We start from the raw sequence: 14,276 nt of genomic DNA on the forward strand, positions 1-14,276 counted from the left end.
GTCAGGCTCCTTTCGGTGAACGTTCTTTTCGGAACATCCCTTTGAAGACGATGATTGAAAAGACGAGCGTGATGGCAAACAGTCCGTATGCGACAGCAGCGGCGTAGCCATAGTTGTTGTATTTGAAAGCTTGGTTATAGAGATAGAGCACCATCGTGTTCAAGGCACCATCTGGCGCACCGACACCATCCGTGATCAACATCGGTAGGTCGAACAATTGAAGCCCACCGATCAAGGACGTGATCATGATGTAGAGCAAAATCGGTTTTAAGAGTGGCAACGTGATGCGGGAGAAGATCTGCCAACGTGTAGCTCCGTCAATCAAGGCTGCTTCGAAGTAATCCTTCGAGATCCCAGATACACCTGCCATGACGACGATGAACGAGTGCCCGAGCCACATCCATGTCAGGATGAGCGAGACGGAAATTTGTGCCGTCACCGGTTGCGTCAACCAGTTGATTGGCTCCGAGATGATTCCGATTTTCATCAACATCATGTTCAGTGAACCATGCTGCCAGTCGAGCAAGATGCCGAACAATAAGGCGACCGAGCTGATCGTGATCAAGTTCGGTAAGTAGAATGTCGCCCGGAAGAAGGCAAGTCCTTTTAATTTCAATTGGAGATCCGAGAACAACAAGGCGAGTAGTAAAGCGCCGCCAATCTGAAGGATGAAGTTCAGACCCCAAATCTTCATAGTGTTAAAGAACGCTTCGATGAAGTACGTATCCCCGAGTAATCGCGTATAGTTCGCGAGTCCGACGAGTTGTTCGCCTTCAGCGCCCGTGTAGTTCGTAAAGCTGTAATAGAAAGTCAAGGCAACCGGATAGATGCTGAAGATCAAGAAGACGATCCAAAACGGTGCGATGAACAGATAGCCATGGCGATCAAGTTTTTTCACAGGTCAAACCCCTTTCTTAAACAAGAAGAGGTGAGGCGAGGATCGCCCCACCTACTCTCCTTATTCCGGTACTTTAACGTCCGGATACGCGTTTTTGACTTTTTTGTAGAATTCAGCAAGTGCTTCGTCTTTTGATTTTTTACCTTGGACGTATTCCATGACCGATGCACCGTACAATGTATCGAGCTGTTGGTCATACTTCGTAACAATCCCTGGTGTGATCTTGTCTGCTTGATCAAGGAAGAACTCGTAATTGTTCTGTCCGCCGAGGAACTCATCTTTGAAGTCTGTTTTGATTTTTTCTGTAACTGGTTTGTACGCTAACACGTCACCTGTTTCTTTTGCCCAGTCCGTTAAGAACGCTTCGTCTTGCGTCATCATCTTGACGAAATCATACGCAAGCTTTTGTTTCTTCGAATCTTTGTAGACACCTAACCACGTACCACCCCAGAAGTATGGGCTCGGTCCGCTTGTGACAGCCCAGTCACCCGCTGATTTTTTCGCGTTTTCTTTGAGAACACTGTGAAGACCCCACGTCGGGAGGACGTAAGAAAAGACTTCTGTTTCAGTCTCTTTACCGTTTTCTTTAACTTTGACGGGTTTATCCATCCCGGCGAACCATGATGGTGACCATTCTGGTGCAAGTGCTGTGTATTGTTTCGTACGGAGTTCTTTTGCGTAATCCATGTAATCCTTCTTATCTTGCGTCAAGACGAGCTCTTGCTTATCGTTGACCCAAGGTTGTGGGTCGTTCCCTTGTGCAAACCAACGGATGGATCCTTCATCTGGGAACATCTTGTAGCCTTTACTCTTCATTTTTTCAGCGACTTCGAAGACGCCGTCCATCAAGTCCATCATGCCACCGATTTCTTTTGGATCATCTGTACCGAGAACTTTTTTCGCGATGCTTCGTTTGTAGTAGACGCCACCTGGTGTCGTTTGCCATGACAGCGCACGCACGTTGCCGTCCTTATCTTTTCCCATGTCATAGACGTACGGGATGTAGTCGTCTTTTACTTCGCCTGCGTTGAATGGTTTTTCAGAGAGGTTCGCCCAGTAGCCCGCATCAACCCACTGCTTGAGGAACGCGATCTCGCCTGTGAAGATATCCGGTGCTCCGACACCACTCTCGAGTGCTGGTTTCAACTTCGTTGGGTAATCAGCGATTGGCACGATCGTCAATTCGACTTTGACTCCGTTTTTCTCTTCGAACTTTTTGATAGGCTCTTTTAACTCATCTGTGAACGACCAGATTTTTAGAACTTCTTTCCCGCCGCTCGTCTTTTCTTCGCTGCTACCTGAACATCCAGCAAGGACACTCGCCGTTAACGCACCGACTGTTAAAACGCTAACCAATTGCTTCTTCATCTCATCTCATCCTTTTGTTAAGTATTCCGCTTATAGGTAAGCGGTTTCAATTTGTTATTCAAAAATATCGAAAGCGCTTTCGAAAATGCTTTAAAGAAAATTCCCGAAAGCCCTTTCGGAAAAAGTGATAAAAAATGATTTCGAAATCGCTCTCGCTTTTTCTCACTGACAACGAGCGAGAGCGATTCCGAAACAACCATTGTGTTATTCAGGTACTGGACCTGTCGATTGACGAACCATTAAGTTGACCGGGATGACGTCACGTGTCGTGACCCGTTTTTTATTGACAATCTGTTCAATCAAAACTGATGCTGCGTGCTGACCGATCGTTTCCGTATCTTGCCGGACCGTCGTCAGCTTCGGTGTGATGTACTGTGCCATGTAGATATCATCGTATCCAACGACTGAGATGTCTTCCGGAATCCGTAAACCGGCTTCATGAATCGCCTCAATCGCCCCGATCGCCATTTCATCCCCGGCAACGAAGACCGCTGATGGTCGTTCAGGTAAAGCCAGCAACTCGTTCATTGCCCGCTTACCTTCTTCACCGGAAAAGAATCCACCGTTGACGAGATAGCCATCTGGAATCGGTAAATCAAGTTGTTCCATCGCTTGCTGGTAGCCTTCAATCCGCGCTCTTCCGGCATCTGTCGTCGTATCCCCCGCAATGTGGGCGATCAACCGATGACCGAGTTCGTGCAAATGATTGACGGCGAGCATTCCACCCGTGATGTTATCCGAGTAGACGACACTACAGTCGGCACTGTCCATATCGACGACGACGATTGGAATCGTACTTTGAATCAATTCTTGGACGTGTTGATCCATCTGATCGGAACAGATGACGACGATGCCGTCGACTGCCCGGTGTCGGAAATGCTCGAGGTAGCTCATGTCGCGATTGCGTAAGTTCCGCGATGCGAAGATGAGATCATACCCTTGTTGCTCTGTTGCTTTTCGGAAACTCTCAATGATCGCGTTGAAGAACGGATGCATCATTCCGACGCCATGTGCTTCCGAGAACATGACACCGATCGTCCACGAACGTTTCGTCGAGAGCGACTGGGCGTGCGCGTTCGGTAAGTATCCCATCTCGGCTGCTGCCTGGACGATTTTTGCTTTCGTCTTTTCGCTGACATCCGAATAATTATTTAAGGCTTTTGAGACCGTTGTAATCGAAAAACCGGTCATCTTCGCTAAATCATAAATTGTTCCCATGCTACTCACTCCATTTCACCGAAAGCGCTTTCGATAAATTTAGTATACGAAGTCTCCCTGTAAGTTGCAACCTATTTTTTAATGAAAAATCAGATAAATTGAAAACGTTATCATTTATACTGAATTCAATACAAAAAGAACTCGATTTTTGTTTTAATACGAACAAACGTTTGGTATAATTAAAGAAACACACTTCGCCTTTTTTAGAGAGGAGCTTTCCCATGCCAATCAATCCGTATCTTGTCTTCAATGGCAACACGCGCGAGGCAATCACGTTCTATGCACAGGTTTTCAATCAAGAACTACCGGACATCATGGAGTTCGGACCAGGTCCCGGTCCTGATGGTCAGCCCTATCCAGAAGAGATGAAGTCGCTTGTTCTACATGCTGAACTGATCGTTCATGGTACCCGCTTAATGTTCTCAGACGCGATGCCACATGATCCAGTCACAATTGGTCAGAATGTCACCTTAGCGCTCCACTTATCGGACGTGGATGTGTTACGGAAGACATTCGATCAACTCGCAAAAGACGGTAACGTCATCATGCCGATCCAGAAAACGTTTTGGAGTGAAGCCTACGGAATCGTCGAAGATGCGTTTGGCGTCCAGTGGCAAGTCAATCATGTAGTGAGTGAAGTGTCGGTGTAACCTTTAAACTCCTCGAGAACTCGAGGAGTTTATTTTTAGTCTATCCAAGCCATCGTATACTTTGAAAAAGGGTTGGAAGGAGCGAATTATATGATATCGATGACGTTGCGACAACAACTCGTTCAAACGATTAACGTACACGTGCATGCTCATTTTATTATCTTATTCGGCTCCGGAGCTACGGGAAACATGACAGACGATAGTGATTTGGATATCGCTTATTTAAGTGACTACCCCCTACCCCCTACCCCCTCTCCGCTTACGATTGATTTTTATAAAAGCGGGCGCAAAACCCCTGTGCCTTTAGGCTAGGGGATGTAAGTCTAACTTCCTTGTGTTTGGATGTATTTTTGAATCGTTTCTTTGCTGACATTTCCGATGCTACAGGAGACATCACTCCATTACTTTTCTAGACCTTTGCGAATCAGTTCATAAACCGCACCGGCAAAAGAAGAAATATAATTTTCTTTTTGATATTTCTCTATTGCTTCTACTAAATCTTTTGGAAATTTAATCAATTTTGATACGCGCTCCATTTGACATCACCTCCCTTTAGTATATACTTAGTATATACTAAAGGGAGGTGATGTCAAGATGAAAAAGCATAAGGCCTACAAATTCAGAATCTATCCCACGAAAGAGCAGGAAATCCTGATTGCGAAGACGATCGGTTGTTCACGATTCGTCTTCAACCACTTCTTGGCGAAGTGGGATGGGACCTACAAAGCGACTGGAAAAGGACTCTCTTACGGTTCTTGTTCCAAAGAAATTCCCATCCTGAAGCAGGAGTTTGACTGGCTGAAAGAAGTCGATAGTACTTCCTTGCAAACTAGCTTCAGACATCTTGCCAATGCCTATGACCGTTTCTTCAAGAGACAAAATGAACGTCCTCGTTTTAAATCAAAGCGGAATCCCGTGCAATCGTACAAGACGAACATCCAAGGCAAGTCTCAACTTCCTGAAGTCTCTATCATCGGGAACAAGCTCAAACTTCCGAAGCTGAAATGGGTTCGTTTCGCCTATTCGAAACAGATCGCAGGACGTATTTTGAACGCTACGATCCGACGTAACGCTTCAGGGAAACATTTCGTCTCCCTGCTCGTCGAGCAGGAGATCCACGAATTGCCGAAGACCGGCTCATCTGTTGGCGTCGACGTCGGACTCAAGAACTTTGCCATCCTGTCGGACGGCACGGTATACAAGAACGACCGTTACTTCCGTTCGCTTGAGAAGAAACTGGCGCGCGAGCAGAGAAAGCTGTCACGACGTCAGCACATCGCCCTGAACAGGAAGGTGAAGCTGTCCGAGGCCAGTAACTACCAGAAGCAGAAGCGGAAGGTCGCCCTCATCCACGAAAAGATTTCCAACAAACGTACCGACTTCCTGCACAAGGTATCGACCGAGATTGTCAAAAACCACGACGTCATCGGCATCGAGACCTTGCAGGTGAAGAGCATGCAGAAGAACCACAAGTGGAGTAAGTCCATCTCCGAGGTCAGCTGGTCGGTGTTCTTCCGCATGCTGGAGTACAAGGCGGAATGGTACGAGAAGATTGTCGTCAAGGTCGGCAAGACCTTTGCATCAAGCCAACTGTGCTCCGGTTGCGGCCATCAACACAAAGACGTTAAGAATCTCGCTTTACGTGAATGGACATGTCCGAGTTGCGGAGTCCATCATGATCGCGATATGAACGCAGGTATGAATTTGAAACAAGAAGCAGAACGTATCTTAGCTTCTTCAACCGTCGGGACGACGGGGTTAGCCCGATAAATTTTCGACCGTTAGGTCGGATAACTCAGGAATCCACTACGGCTTTAGCCCAGTGGTAGTTCAATGGCTGGTCAATTAGCAAGACTCGCTGGTCGTGAAGTTGATCTCGTCGATATAAAACAGATTGACCCGATTTTGACGATGCAGATTCTCACAGAAGGTTTAGTCATCGACTGCCAAAATCCGAACGAGCTGATACGACAACAAATGCGTGCTTATAGCATGTATGTTGCCTTTTCTGAGGAGAGGGCTCCAATCGTACAGTCAATCAAAGATCAGAGGAGTGTTTTTTAATATGAACGATGTGTTGTTAAATAAGATAGCGACCATTGAACGTTGTTTATTAAGAATACAGGATGTCTATCAGAACGAACCTAGTCATTTAAAGGATGATACCAAACAAGATAGTATTATTTTGAACATCCAGCGCGCATGTGAGGCAAGTATCGCTATCGCCATGCATCTAGTTCGAACACGGAAGCTTGGTCTACCTAAATCGAGTCGTGATGGATTTCAATTGCTCGAGGAAGCTCAGCTCATCGACGTTTCACTGGCTACTAGTCTCATGAACATAATCGGATTTCGTAACATTGCAGTACATGACTATCAATCACTGAATCTAGACATTCTTCAAGCGATATTAAATCGTCATCTTAATGATTTTTTGACATTCACTCGAACTGTCATTGAACTAGAAGATTGATTCGCTACGGAGCTTTTTTATAGGTAAAGGCGATCCGTAAATTGGAATCGCCTCTTGTTTAGCTATCACTTAAAGAGCGGAATGCATATGGCTGAGTTAAATGCTCCAACTATTATTGACTTGTGTGTGTTGAAAATTCTTCATTTCCTCACACCTCTTCATTGTAATGTAGCTAAACAAAATAGAAATAATCTTTCAAAAGTTTCTACAGGTTCAAAGCAATTTACAGGAACAGTTGATGATATAAAATATGTCATAGGCGTTGAAAAAGGACATATAGATTACTTAATTCATGAATGGAAGAAGGAGTGTTGCTTTATGGATATCCAAACCTTTATCTTTTTAGAAAATGAACAGGAACATGTGAACATCACAGAACAAGACCGCATTCAAGTATATATTCAGCAAAAAGAGGATTGGTTAGAAGATGGCTTTTTAAATCTAGAGGGTACGATTTCGTTTACCCAGAATGGAATCATGCAAGGAGCCGATCACTCAGACGAACTTGCACCATTGTGGCAGTACTATGCAGATGCTTTGAAAAACTGTCTAGAGGATGACTACGCTACATTTTATTATCCGAACACACCTATCGAAGTGTGCTTAAAAAAGGTAGATAAATATCGATTATCATTAACTATTGATCAAGAAGAAGCTATCTATAATACATTAGATTTCATTCAAGCTTTTAAACAATCAGCTCTATCTTTTCTTCAGCTAATTGAATTTAGTTCTAAAATGAATTACTGAGAATAAATTAACACTTCAAAAATTTTACATTTAAATGCATTAAATTCATTTAATTTATTGTATTTATCCTTTTCTACCAAACCTGATATTTGCAGATTTCACAATTTTTATATTCATTACAAACCCTTATAATCCAACAATTTTTTAGACATTAATGATAGGTTGGTTTTAGAAAGACAGAAAACCTGATAAGTTAACCTGATAAAAACTAATGAAATTTTATCAGCCCCCATTAAAAAAAGTGATTTAATATATATTTCAACGATGATTGAAGTCAAAATATTTATCGAAAAAATTTTATTTCCTTATTTTTATTACGAAATTAATTTAAATAAAATTACTTGAAATAAAAATCTCAGTTTCATTATTTTATATTTCCTTACTTAATAGACTATTTTAATTTTTTATTATAATCCCTTCTGTATTTCTTATAAATCATTCTATCGGTTTATAATCCCGTAAGAGCTTGTTTATCTATCTTTCTCCCTCTTTATAATCCTGCACAGTTCTCTTATAAATCATTCTATCGGTTTATAATCTTGTAAGAGTTTGTTCATCTATCTTTCTCCCTCTTTATAATCCTGCACAGTTCTCTTATAAATCATTCTATCGGTTTATAATCTTGTAAGAGTTTGTTCATCTATCTTTCTCCCTCTTTATAATCCTGCACAGTTCTCTTATAAATCATTCTATCGGTTTATAATCTTGTAAGAGTTTGTTCATCTATCTTTCTCCCTCTTTATAATCCTGCACAGTTCTCTTATAAATCATTCTATCAGTTTATAAAATTGATTAAGGATCAGCTTTTAGATCGAAAGTATTCGTTAATTCTGTAATTGACGATATCTTTTATGATTATATAAAGTTCTCTACTTTTTATATTTGGTCTCATTAACAAAAACTCACCAGAGAATGTTAATATTCCGCCCATTCTCGGAAACGGCATCTTTTTCAATAAACTTTCTACTTTTACTGTATCAAATATTCCTTTTAACTCCACCGTTTGCGCATCCTTCAATTCCCGATACTTCTCAGCATGCAAATACTCATAAAAGAATGGAGCGACTTCCGCTGCTGTGATTGGCTCCATCCAACGCTCTTCTCCCCGCTCAAGCATCGCTAACAGAACAATCATCTTATAACTTCGATTCATAATTGTCTTTTCAACCTGCTCGATCAATTCCTGGTTTGCATTGTACGCCTCGGTTTCTTCGTCTGATAACTCCTGATGCTCCTTTAAGAAGCCAACGTAAGAGCCCCACTCTTGTTTATAACCTTGAGGAACTGCCGCATACTCTCCGATTTCAACATATGACGGTCGACGACCGAGTTCATATTTGATTTGCTCATATTGTTCAATCAGTCGTAACTTCCGCTGGCTTGGTTGCCGGAGTCGATGAATCAATTCCAGTGCCCGCGTATCGAACTCAATCACACAACCGGGCGGTGGCGTAATCGGTTCTATTTCCCCTCGCTTGAACGACTCTTTCATCGTTCCGAGTAGTTTCAGCTTCGTCTCAACGTTACGATAGTTCCCGATTAAATCAATGATGACGCAGTGTGATTTGTCTTGCGCTAAACGTAAGCCACGTCCGATTTGCTGCGTGTAGATAGCGACGGATTCAGTTGGACGACAGAATAGCAGTGTATCGACTTTCGGAATATCGACACCTTCGTTGAACAAATCGACTGTGAAGAGGACTTCAATCTCGCCTTGCTCGAATGCTTTCATGTATTGTGCGCGATTCGTCGTCTGCCCTGTCAGTGCAAATGCCGTCTTTCCTTTATCCCGGAATACTTGTGCCAGATATTCCGCCTGCTTGATTGACGAACAAAAGCCGATTGTCTTCGTTTGACGGTGTTTCTCCCACGAATGATAGATATTATCTGCGACTTCACGATCAAGTTGTCGATGCTCGAGTTGCGACGCATCATAAGTCCGACCGATTCGTCGAATCTGGGAATAGTCGATCGTGTCATGAATGCCGTAATAATGAAACGGCGTCAAAAATCCTTCAGCAATCGCTGCCGTGAAATGCATCTGGAAGGCAACGTTATGATGACAGATCGCATAGACATCAGCGCCATCCATCCGGTCTGGTGTCGCCGTCAAACCGAGCAAGAAACGTGGTGTGAAATAATCGATGATTTTCCGGTAACTCGTCGCTGCCGCGTGATGGAACTCGTCGACGATGATGAGATCAAACTGATCAGTTGCAAAACGGTCCAAGTGACGCTTTTGCGCCAACGTCTGGACGGAAGCGAAGACGATTTCCGTCGTCTCCGTAACGGTCCGGTCACTGCCGATATAGAAGCCGGTTTGCCACGCTGGATTAACTTTTTTAAATGAGCGCTCTGCCTGCAGCAACAGTTCTTTTTGATGTGCCAGGAACAGGATTCGTGTGAAGTCTCCCGCAAAGAACGCACTGAGGTAGGTCTTCCCTAGTCCAGTCGCAAGCACTGCCAACGCACGTGTCCGTCCTTCTTCCATCGTTTCCCGTAACGCGTGCAGCGCTTCTTCCTGCACTCGGTGCGGCAGGATTTCTGGCGCAACGACGACCGTTCCTTCATCATACTCGACTTCTAGTTCCGCGACATATTGACGTGCCACGTACTCTTGACGATAAGCGTCTAAGACAACTGGGTTCAGTTCTTCTGCCGATTCACTGAGATAAAGATCCATAAAGGCATCAATCGCATCATCAAGAATTTGTGGAGCGACAGCTTGCGGTAGATGGACGTTCCATTCGATACCGGATCGAAGCGCACTATTTGAGATGTTCGACGAACCGACGATTGATAAGCCAGTCTCTGCGTTTCGAAAAAGATAGGCTTTCGGATGGAAAGAGCGTCCGCCTGACCGATAAAATCGAACTGACAACCCATCAAGCGCAAGCAACTGCGCCAGTGCCTCTGGGTCGGTGATATGTAAATAGTCGCCAATCAACAGCCGAATCTCGGCTCCTCGTTGCAAGGCACGACGAAATGCTGGGACGAGCAAGGCGACGCCTGACTTCTGAGCAAACGCTGCAACGATATAGACTTCCTCTGCTTGATCAATGGCCTCGACGAGTGAGTCATATAAATGATGCGTCGTCAGCTTCGCTTCCGGGATCAATCTTCGACCTCAATCAGGTAGAGGCGTTCTTCGAATCCGCCGCGTTGTTGCTGTTTCTTCGCCCGGACAGCTTCCAGTTCCTTGACTGTCACGCCATGTGTCTTCGCTAACGCTTGAATCAGCTCCAGTAAATCAGCTAATTCCTCGACAGCATCTATGTCTGTCGTCGCTTCCTCATATTCAGCTAGTTCTTCATGTAATTTCTTTTTCGCTTCCACTAGGAATTCATTTTCGTCCAACGTGCGGAACGTCGCTTTTTTCCCGTTTTGGTCGATGATGTTTGGAATCGCGTCTCGAACTAATTTATGATAAAGTGGCATATCAATTCACTCCTTTGAAGGGTTGAGGGATATCCGAGTCGAATCACTCGATGTCGTACATATGTATTTTATAAGAGGAGGTTCTTTTCATGTCTACATTCAAACAAATCGACACAACGAACGCCCCTGCTGCGATCGGTCCTTACTCGCAAGGCTTTATCGCAAACGGAACACTCTATGCTTCCGGTCAAATCCCGATTGATCCGGCAACCGGTGAACTCGTACCAGGTGGAATCACGGAGCAGACGGAGCAAGTCATGCGCAACATCGATGCTATCCTGAAAGAGGCAGGATTAACACCAGATCGCGTCGTCAAGACGACATGCTACTTAACGAGCATGGAACACTTCGCTTCTTTTAATACGATTTACTCAGATTACTTCGCACCGCACAATCACTTCCCAGCTCGGTCTTGTATCGCTGTGAAGGAACTACCAAAAGGCGCCTTAGTCGAAGTCGAAATCCTAGGACTCGTGTGATCTAATCGCTACGCACTCATTGCGTAGCGTTTTTTATCGTAGTCCCCAGCGTCCTGTTCCTTTTCCTGTCTCGCTATAAAAAAGGTCCTGCTCTCCCCTATACAATTCACACTCACTCGCATGCAGGTAAATCAATTTCCGAATGCGTGCCTCGAGTCCTGCTTCTGATGTAAACCGTGATAGATTCAAATGTTCTGTTTGTCTGACGCGCTGGTAGATATCAATTAAGTCGAGTGGTGATTGTCGTTCTAGGATTCGCTGAATTGCATCAAGTAACTGCTGACTCTCATCCGCCATGTCCTTCTAACTCCTTTTTCATCACTTTGTTTTGAATTGCATTCATCACAATCGGTATTTGTACGACCAGATTCAAGACGCTGACCCCAAGAACTAGTTGACTGGCTGTCAATGGATTGAAGTATCCTTCGCCGTATCCTTCCCCTACACTAAGTGCGATCCCATACGAAATCGCAAACGAGACCATATTGCCGATGACGATGTATTTGGGTTTTCCACTCCGTGCAAGTGAATACGATAGTATACCAAGTCCAAATAAAAATAAGGCATACCCTAGTATCGAACCCTCTTTCCAATCAAGGTAAGGTCCAAGCCACGCAAGCGGAATCAGGTACAATAGTGCTCGTTTCATAGTTCATCCTCCCCTTCTTCAGCTTCTCGATTACTTCCGGCATCATAATAACCATATAACAGTTCTCGAATCATCTCCCACCCTGGCGGAAAGATGTTTGAGCGGGACACTTTTTCTGTGCCGTGTTCTGTCGTCACATGAATTTCCCAATCCGTTCCGTCCATCATCGTAAGACTTTCAGGATCCGTATACCCTCGCCATTTATCGGCATTGAATCGATCCGACCACATGTCAATTAGATAGATGTCCTCTTCCGTCAACTTTCTGAATAACGGATGGTCTTCTTCCTCTAAAAAGAGGAGCCCCTTCAGATACCATGGACCTAGTAATCCTTCCTCATCTTCCGCACGAACCGTCCGACTTGCACGGTCCCACCAAAACGTCTGTCCTCTTTCCATACCGGACTCACGGAAATAAATTCGTTCGACTGTTTGCATCATGATCATCCTCTAAAATTGATATTTCCATTATAGCCCATTTGTTATTTTTAACCTGTTACATTTTTTACTATGGTTATGCTGAGTTCTGTTGCTATGAAACATTTTTCTTCTTCTATCAGTAGATGTAGTGAAAGGAGATGTTTCACATGCATATATCCATTCAACAAGCCGGTTATGACGTCGGTCAACCCGTCTTACAAGAGATCTCGTTTTCTTTACACCCTGGATCCATCACCGGTTTGATCGGTACGAACGGTGCAGGAAAAAGTACGACGATTCAAGCGATGTTCGGTACGTTACCTTGGGTCGAAGGAGAGATTGATTTACCGGTCTCACTCGCTTATATTCCGGAACAGCCGACCTATTACGAATATTTGACGCTCGCCGAGCATCTTGAGCTGGTTGCTTCGCTCCACGAGACGGATCATGCCTATACAGAACGACTCTTAAAGACGTTCGAACTGCATGCCGTCACAGGTGACTATGTATCTTCTTTCTCTAAAGGAATGAAACAGAAGGTGATGCTCGTCTGTGCTTTGATGCAACGCGCAGACTGCCTGATCATCGATGAACCGTTCGTTGGTCTCGACGCGGTCGCAACGATTCGGTTGTTACATTTACTCGAAGCAGAACGAACGCGTGGCGTGGCGATTCTGCTCGTCACCCATGTCCTTGATTCCGCAGAACGTCTGTGTGACGACTTTGTCTGGATTGATCAGGGGCGCATCAAACATCAAGGAACACTCGCTCAAATCGGTAAAGCCTCTGGTCAGCCTGGTGCCCGCTTATTCGACATCATGGAAGCGATGGTGCTCGAGCATGATTGAAACCTTTTTGAAGCAACGGATCCGTCGACGGCATGCGGAACAGCGTCGCTTCTTTCGAGAAATCTTCGATTGGACGATTTTGCTCTATCTCGTCATTCCAGTCGGTCTGTTCATCATCTATGAGACGATTCAGATCTTAAACGGTCAAGCGGACTGGGTTCAAACGGTTCCGGTCGCTTGGATCTTACTCGGATGGATCTTGTATGGATTCCTGCCCGCTTTTTTCGCTTGGTTCGAACCAGCAGATCGCCTCTTCTTCAAACCGGTTCCTGGAGCGATCGTTCGAATGAAGTGGTATTCCGTTCGATATCATTTCGCGCGGATTTTCTTATTAACGGCCGGCTTACATTTACTCTGTTTTCCATTACATCGCATCCGGTTTGACCAATCTAGCATCACCGTACTGCTGATTAGTCTCACGCTCTCTTTGCTCCAACCGTTCTTTAGCTTTTGGACATACCGGTTATCTGGGCAACGGTTCTTGCAGAAATGGAGCGGTCATCTCACCCTGGCAACCGGACGCATCACTCTGTTGCTCCTGCTTTGGCTTCAACCACACCCTGTCCTCTTCGTCTTTGCACTGTGTGTGTTGCTGTTCGGATCTCTTCATGTCCGGCACTGGTCACGGCGTGAGGACAGATTAACGGAGGATATCCTGTTGTCAACGAAACGACAGTCGAGTTTATCGGCGACCGTTCTTGAATTGAACGGTGCCTTACCGAAGCCGTCTCACCGAAAGCGTCCGTTCCTTCATCTTCGATTATTCAAGCAGACGCACCAGCAACTCCCGCTGATCACGTATCTGCGGGATCCGAGTAAACGTCGTTTCTTACTCCAGCTGTTTGCTGCGATGAACTACGGTCTTCTCGTCTTACCATGGATCGGACGCGGTCTCGTTTTCGCTTTCGTTCTATTCGTCCTCTATCAAGAGATAAAGCAACATACCCAGTGGTTCAAACAGCAACGTTTCCATCGGCTCATCGACTCGAATTCTAAAGCATCTAAGGAAAATAAAGTCATTTAAAATATATGGGAATGTAGTACTTTCACCGTATTTCCTTTCGTACACTAAAAGAAATCCAATAA

At 44.7% G+C, this 14,276-nt stretch carries 18 protein-coding genes; 9 read left to right on the top strand and 9 right to left on the bottom strand.

Annotated features, from left to right (window positions below):
* Nucleotide 1: 1 nt before the first annotated feature.
* The 3 genes from ACV3PA_RS00630 to ACV3PA_RS00640 all read right to left on the bottom strand — a co-directional run bounded on the left by ACV3PA_RS00630 (nt 2) and on the right by ACV3PA_RS00640 (nt 3,484).
* A complete protein-coding gene (locus ACV3PA_RS00630; protein WP_456125350.1) occupies nt 2–898 on the bottom strand; it encodes a carbohydrate ABC transporter permease in 897 nt (298 codons plus the stop codon).
* Nucleotides 899–958: 60 nt separating this feature from the next.
* The gene (locus ACV3PA_RS00635) at nt 959–2,266 is read right to left on the bottom strand and encodes an ABC transporter substrate-binding protein (RefSeq protein ID WP_456125351.1); all 1,308 of its coding nucleotides are present in this window, start codon (nt 2,264–2,266) and stop codon (nt 959–961) included.
* 204 nt (nt 2,267–2,470) lie between these two features.
* Nucleotides 2,471–3,484 carry a LacI family DNA-binding transcriptional regulator gene (locus ACV3PA_RS00640; protein WP_456125352.1) on the bottom strand — a complete coding sequence of 338 codons (1,014 nt, stop codon included), beginning with the start codon at nt 3,482–3,484 and terminating at the stop codon, nt 2,471–2,473.
* Between the two features lie 221 nt (nt 3,485–3,705).
* Between ACV3PA_RS00640 and ACV3PA_RS00645 the strand changes: the two genes are divergently transcribed.
* Entirely contained in the window at nt 3,706–4,134 is a 429-nt protein-coding gene (locus ACV3PA_RS00645; protein WP_456125353.1) for a VOC family protein, read from the top strand.
* 99 nt (nt 4,135–4,233) lie between these two features.
* Complete coding sequence (locus ACV3PA_RS00650; RefSeq protein ID WP_456125940.1) at nt 4,234–4,446, top strand: nucleotidyltransferase domain-containing protein; 213 nt, start codon at nt 4,234–4,236, stop codon at nt 4,444–4,446.
* A gap of 89 nt (nt 4,447–4,535) precedes the next feature.
* Here ACV3PA_RS00650 and ACV3PA_RS00655 read toward each other — a convergent pair whose 3' ends face one another.
* Nucleotides 4,536–4,670 carry a ribbon-helix-helix domain-containing protein gene (locus tag ACV3PA_RS00655; RefSeq protein WP_214733853.1) on the bottom strand — a complete coding sequence of 45 codons (135 nt, stop codon included), beginning with the start codon at nt 4,668–4,670 and terminating at the stop codon, nt 4,536–4,538.
* 58 nt (nt 4,671–4,728) lie between these two features.
* Here ACV3PA_RS00655 and tnpB point away from each other — a divergent pair, with 58 nt between their 5' ends.
* From tnpB to ACV3PA_RS00675, 4 genes are all read left to right on the top strand, one after another.
* Nucleotides 4,729–5,904 carry an IS200/IS605 family element RNA-guided endonuclease TnpB gene (gene tnpB, locus ACV3PA_RS00660; RefSeq protein WP_456125354.1) on the top strand — a complete coding sequence of 392 codons (1,176 nt, stop codon included), beginning with the start codon at nt 4,729–4,731 and terminating at the stop codon, nt 5,902–5,904.
* Nucleotides 5,905–5,967: 63 nt separating this feature from the next.
* Nucleotides 5,968–6,198: a hypothetical protein gene (locus ACV3PA_RS00665; RefSeq protein WP_456125355.1), complete on the top strand. Its 231-nt coding sequence runs from the start codon at nt 5,968–5,970 to the stop codon at nt 6,196–6,198.
* A gap of 1 nt (nt 6,199) precedes the next feature.
* Complete coding sequence (gene hepT / locus ACV3PA_RS00670) at nt 6,200–6,607, top strand: type VII toxin-antitoxin system HepT family RNase toxin (protein ID WP_456125356.1); 408 nt, start codon at nt 6,200–6,202, stop codon at nt 6,605–6,607.
* A gap of 87 nt (nt 6,608–6,694) precedes the next feature.
* Nucleotides 6,695–7,357 (top strand): hypothetical protein, encoded by a 663-nt coding sequence (locus tag ACV3PA_RS00675; RefSeq protein WP_456125357.1) that lies wholly within the window; start codon nt 6,695–6,697, stop codon nt 7,355–7,357.
* Between the two features lie 799 nt (nt 7,358–8,156).
* Here the strand turns inward: ACV3PA_RS00675 and ACV3PA_RS00680 are convergent.
* Together ACV3PA_RS00680 and ACV3PA_RS00685 are read right to left on the bottom strand one after the other, a co-directional pair.
* On the bottom strand, nt 8,157–10,475 hold the full coding sequence (locus ACV3PA_RS00680; protein ID WP_456125358.1) for a DEAD/DEAH box helicase family protein: 2,319 nt from the start codon (nt 10,473–10,475) through the stop codon (nt 8,157–8,159).
* Nucleotides 10,472–10,795 carry a nucleoside triphosphate pyrophosphohydrolase gene (locus ACV3PA_RS00685; RefSeq protein WP_214724948.1) on the bottom strand — a complete coding sequence of 108 codons (324 nt, stop codon included), beginning with the start codon at nt 10,793–10,795 and terminating at the stop codon, nt 10,472–10,474. The genes ACV3PA_RS00680 and ACV3PA_RS00685 overlap by 4 nt, the downstream gene beginning before the upstream one ends.
* An 89-nt stretch (nt 10,796–10,884) precedes the next feature.
* On the opposite strand from ACV3PA_RS00685, the gene ACV3PA_RS00690 reads away from it, so the two are divergent.
* On the top strand, nt 10,885–11,274 hold the full coding sequence (locus ACV3PA_RS00690) for a RidA family protein (protein ID WP_456125359.1): 390 nt from the start codon (nt 10,885–10,887) through the stop codon (nt 11,272–11,274).
* 33 nt (nt 11,275–11,307) lie between these two features.
* Here the strand turns inward: ACV3PA_RS00690 and ACV3PA_RS00695 are convergent, their stop codons facing one another.
* Genes ACV3PA_RS00695 through ACV3PA_RS00705 form a run of 3 tightly spaced genes read right to left on the bottom strand, consistent with a single transcriptional unit; the run spans nt 11,308 to nt 12,363 of the window.
* Complete coding sequence (locus ACV3PA_RS00695; protein ID WP_456125360.1) at nt 11,308–11,571, bottom strand: hypothetical protein; 264 nt, start codon at nt 11,569–11,571, stop codon at nt 11,308–11,310.
* On the bottom strand, nt 11,561–11,923 hold the full coding sequence (locus ACV3PA_RS00700) for a hypothetical protein (RefSeq protein WP_456125361.1): 363 nt from the start codon (nt 11,921–11,923) through the stop codon (nt 11,561–11,563). The genes ACV3PA_RS00695 and ACV3PA_RS00700 overlap by 11 nt, the downstream gene beginning before the upstream one ends.
* Nucleotides 11,920–12,363, bottom strand: a complete 444-nt coding sequence (locus ACV3PA_RS00705; protein ID WP_456125362.1) for a hypothetical protein — start codon at nt 12,361–12,363, stop codon at nt 11,920–11,922. The genes ACV3PA_RS00700 and ACV3PA_RS00705 overlap by 4 nt, the downstream gene beginning before the upstream one ends.
* A gap of 146 nt (nt 12,364–12,509) precedes the next feature.
* Here ACV3PA_RS00705 and ACV3PA_RS00710 point away from each other — a divergent pair, with 146 nt between their 5' ends.
* Together ACV3PA_RS00710 and ACV3PA_RS00715 are read left to right on the top strand one after the other, a co-directional pair.
* Complete coding sequence (locus tag ACV3PA_RS00710) at nt 12,510–13,190, top strand: ABC transporter ATP-binding protein (RefSeq protein ID WP_456125363.1); 681 nt, start codon at nt 12,510–12,512, stop codon at nt 13,188–13,190.
* Nucleotides 13,183–14,214: an ABC transporter permease gene (locus tag ACV3PA_RS00715; protein WP_456125364.1), complete on the top strand. Its 1,032-nt coding sequence runs from the start codon at nt 13,183–13,185 to the stop codon at nt 14,212–14,214. The genes ACV3PA_RS00710 and ACV3PA_RS00715 overlap by 8 nt, the downstream gene beginning before the upstream one ends.
* Nucleotides 14,215–14,276 lie beyond the last annotated feature (62 nt).

It is taken from the genome of Exiguobacterium sp. EA-TM-5, assembly GCF_053878415.1.

What these genes read in the sequence shown, in the direction of transcription:
- ACV3PA_RS00635 (WP_456125351.1), bottom strand. Translation starts at nt 2,266, where the DNA reads ATGAAGAAGCAATTGGTTAGCGTTTTAACAGTCGGTGCGTTAACGGCG.
- ACV3PA_RS00640 (WP_456125352.1), bottom strand. Translation starts at nt 3,484, where the DNA reads ATGGGAACAATTTATGATTTAGCGAAGATGACCGGTTTTTCGATTACA.
- ACV3PA_RS00645 (WP_456125353.1), top strand. Translation starts at nt 3,706, where the DNA reads ATGCCAATCAATCCGTATCTTGTCTTCAATGGCAACACGCGCGAGGCA.
- ACV3PA_RS00650 (WP_456125940.1), top strand. Translation starts at nt 4,234, where the DNA reads ATGACGTTGCGACAACAACTCGTTCAAACGATTAACGTACACGTGCAT.
- ACV3PA_RS00655 (WP_214733853.1), bottom strand. Translation starts at nt 4,670, where the DNA reads ATGGAGCGCGTATCAAAATTGATTAAATTTCCAAAAGATTTAGTAGAA.
- tnpB (WP_456125354.1), top strand. Translation starts at nt 4,729, where the DNA reads ATGAAAAAGCATAAGGCCTACAAATTCAGAATCTATCCCACGAAAGAG.
- ACV3PA_RS00665 (WP_456125355.1), top strand. Translation starts at nt 5,968, where the DNA reads ATGGCTGGTCAATTAGCAAGACTCGCTGGTCGTGAAGTTGATCTCGTC.
- hepT (WP_456125356.1), top strand. Translation starts at nt 6,200, where the DNA reads ATGAACGATGTGTTGTTAAATAAGATAGCGACCATTGAACGTTGTTTA.
- ACV3PA_RS00675 (WP_456125357.1), top strand. Translation starts at nt 6,695, where the DNA reads ATGGCTGAGTTAAATGCTCCAACTATTATTGACTTGTGTGTGTTGAAA.
- ACV3PA_RS00685 (WP_214724948.1), bottom strand. Translation starts at nt 10,795, where the DNA reads ATGCCACTTTATCATAAATTAGTTCGAGACGCGATTCCAAACATCATC.
- ACV3PA_RS00690 (WP_456125359.1), top strand. Translation starts at nt 10,885, where the DNA reads ATGTCTACATTCAAACAAATCGACACAACGAACGCCCCTGCTGCGATC.
- ACV3PA_RS00695 (WP_456125360.1), bottom strand. Translation starts at nt 11,571, where the DNA reads ATGGCGGATGAGAGTCAGCAGTTACTTGATGCAATTCAGCGAATCCTA.
- ACV3PA_RS00700 (WP_456125361.1), bottom strand. Translation starts at nt 11,923, where the DNA reads ATGAAACGAGCACTATTGTACCTGATTCCGCTTGCGTGGCTTGGACCT.
- ACV3PA_RS00705 (WP_456125362.1), bottom strand. Translation starts at nt 12,363, where the DNA reads ATGATGCAAACAGTCGAACGAATTTATTTCCGTGAGTCCGGTATGGAA.
- ACV3PA_RS00710 (WP_456125363.1), top strand. Translation starts at nt 12,510, where the DNA reads ATGCATATATCCATTCAACAAGCCGGTTATGACGTCGGTCAACCCGTC.
- ACV3PA_RS00715 (WP_456125364.1), top strand. Translation starts at nt 13,183, where the DNA reads ATGATTGAAACCTTTTTGAAGCAACGGATCCGTCGACGGCATGCGGAA.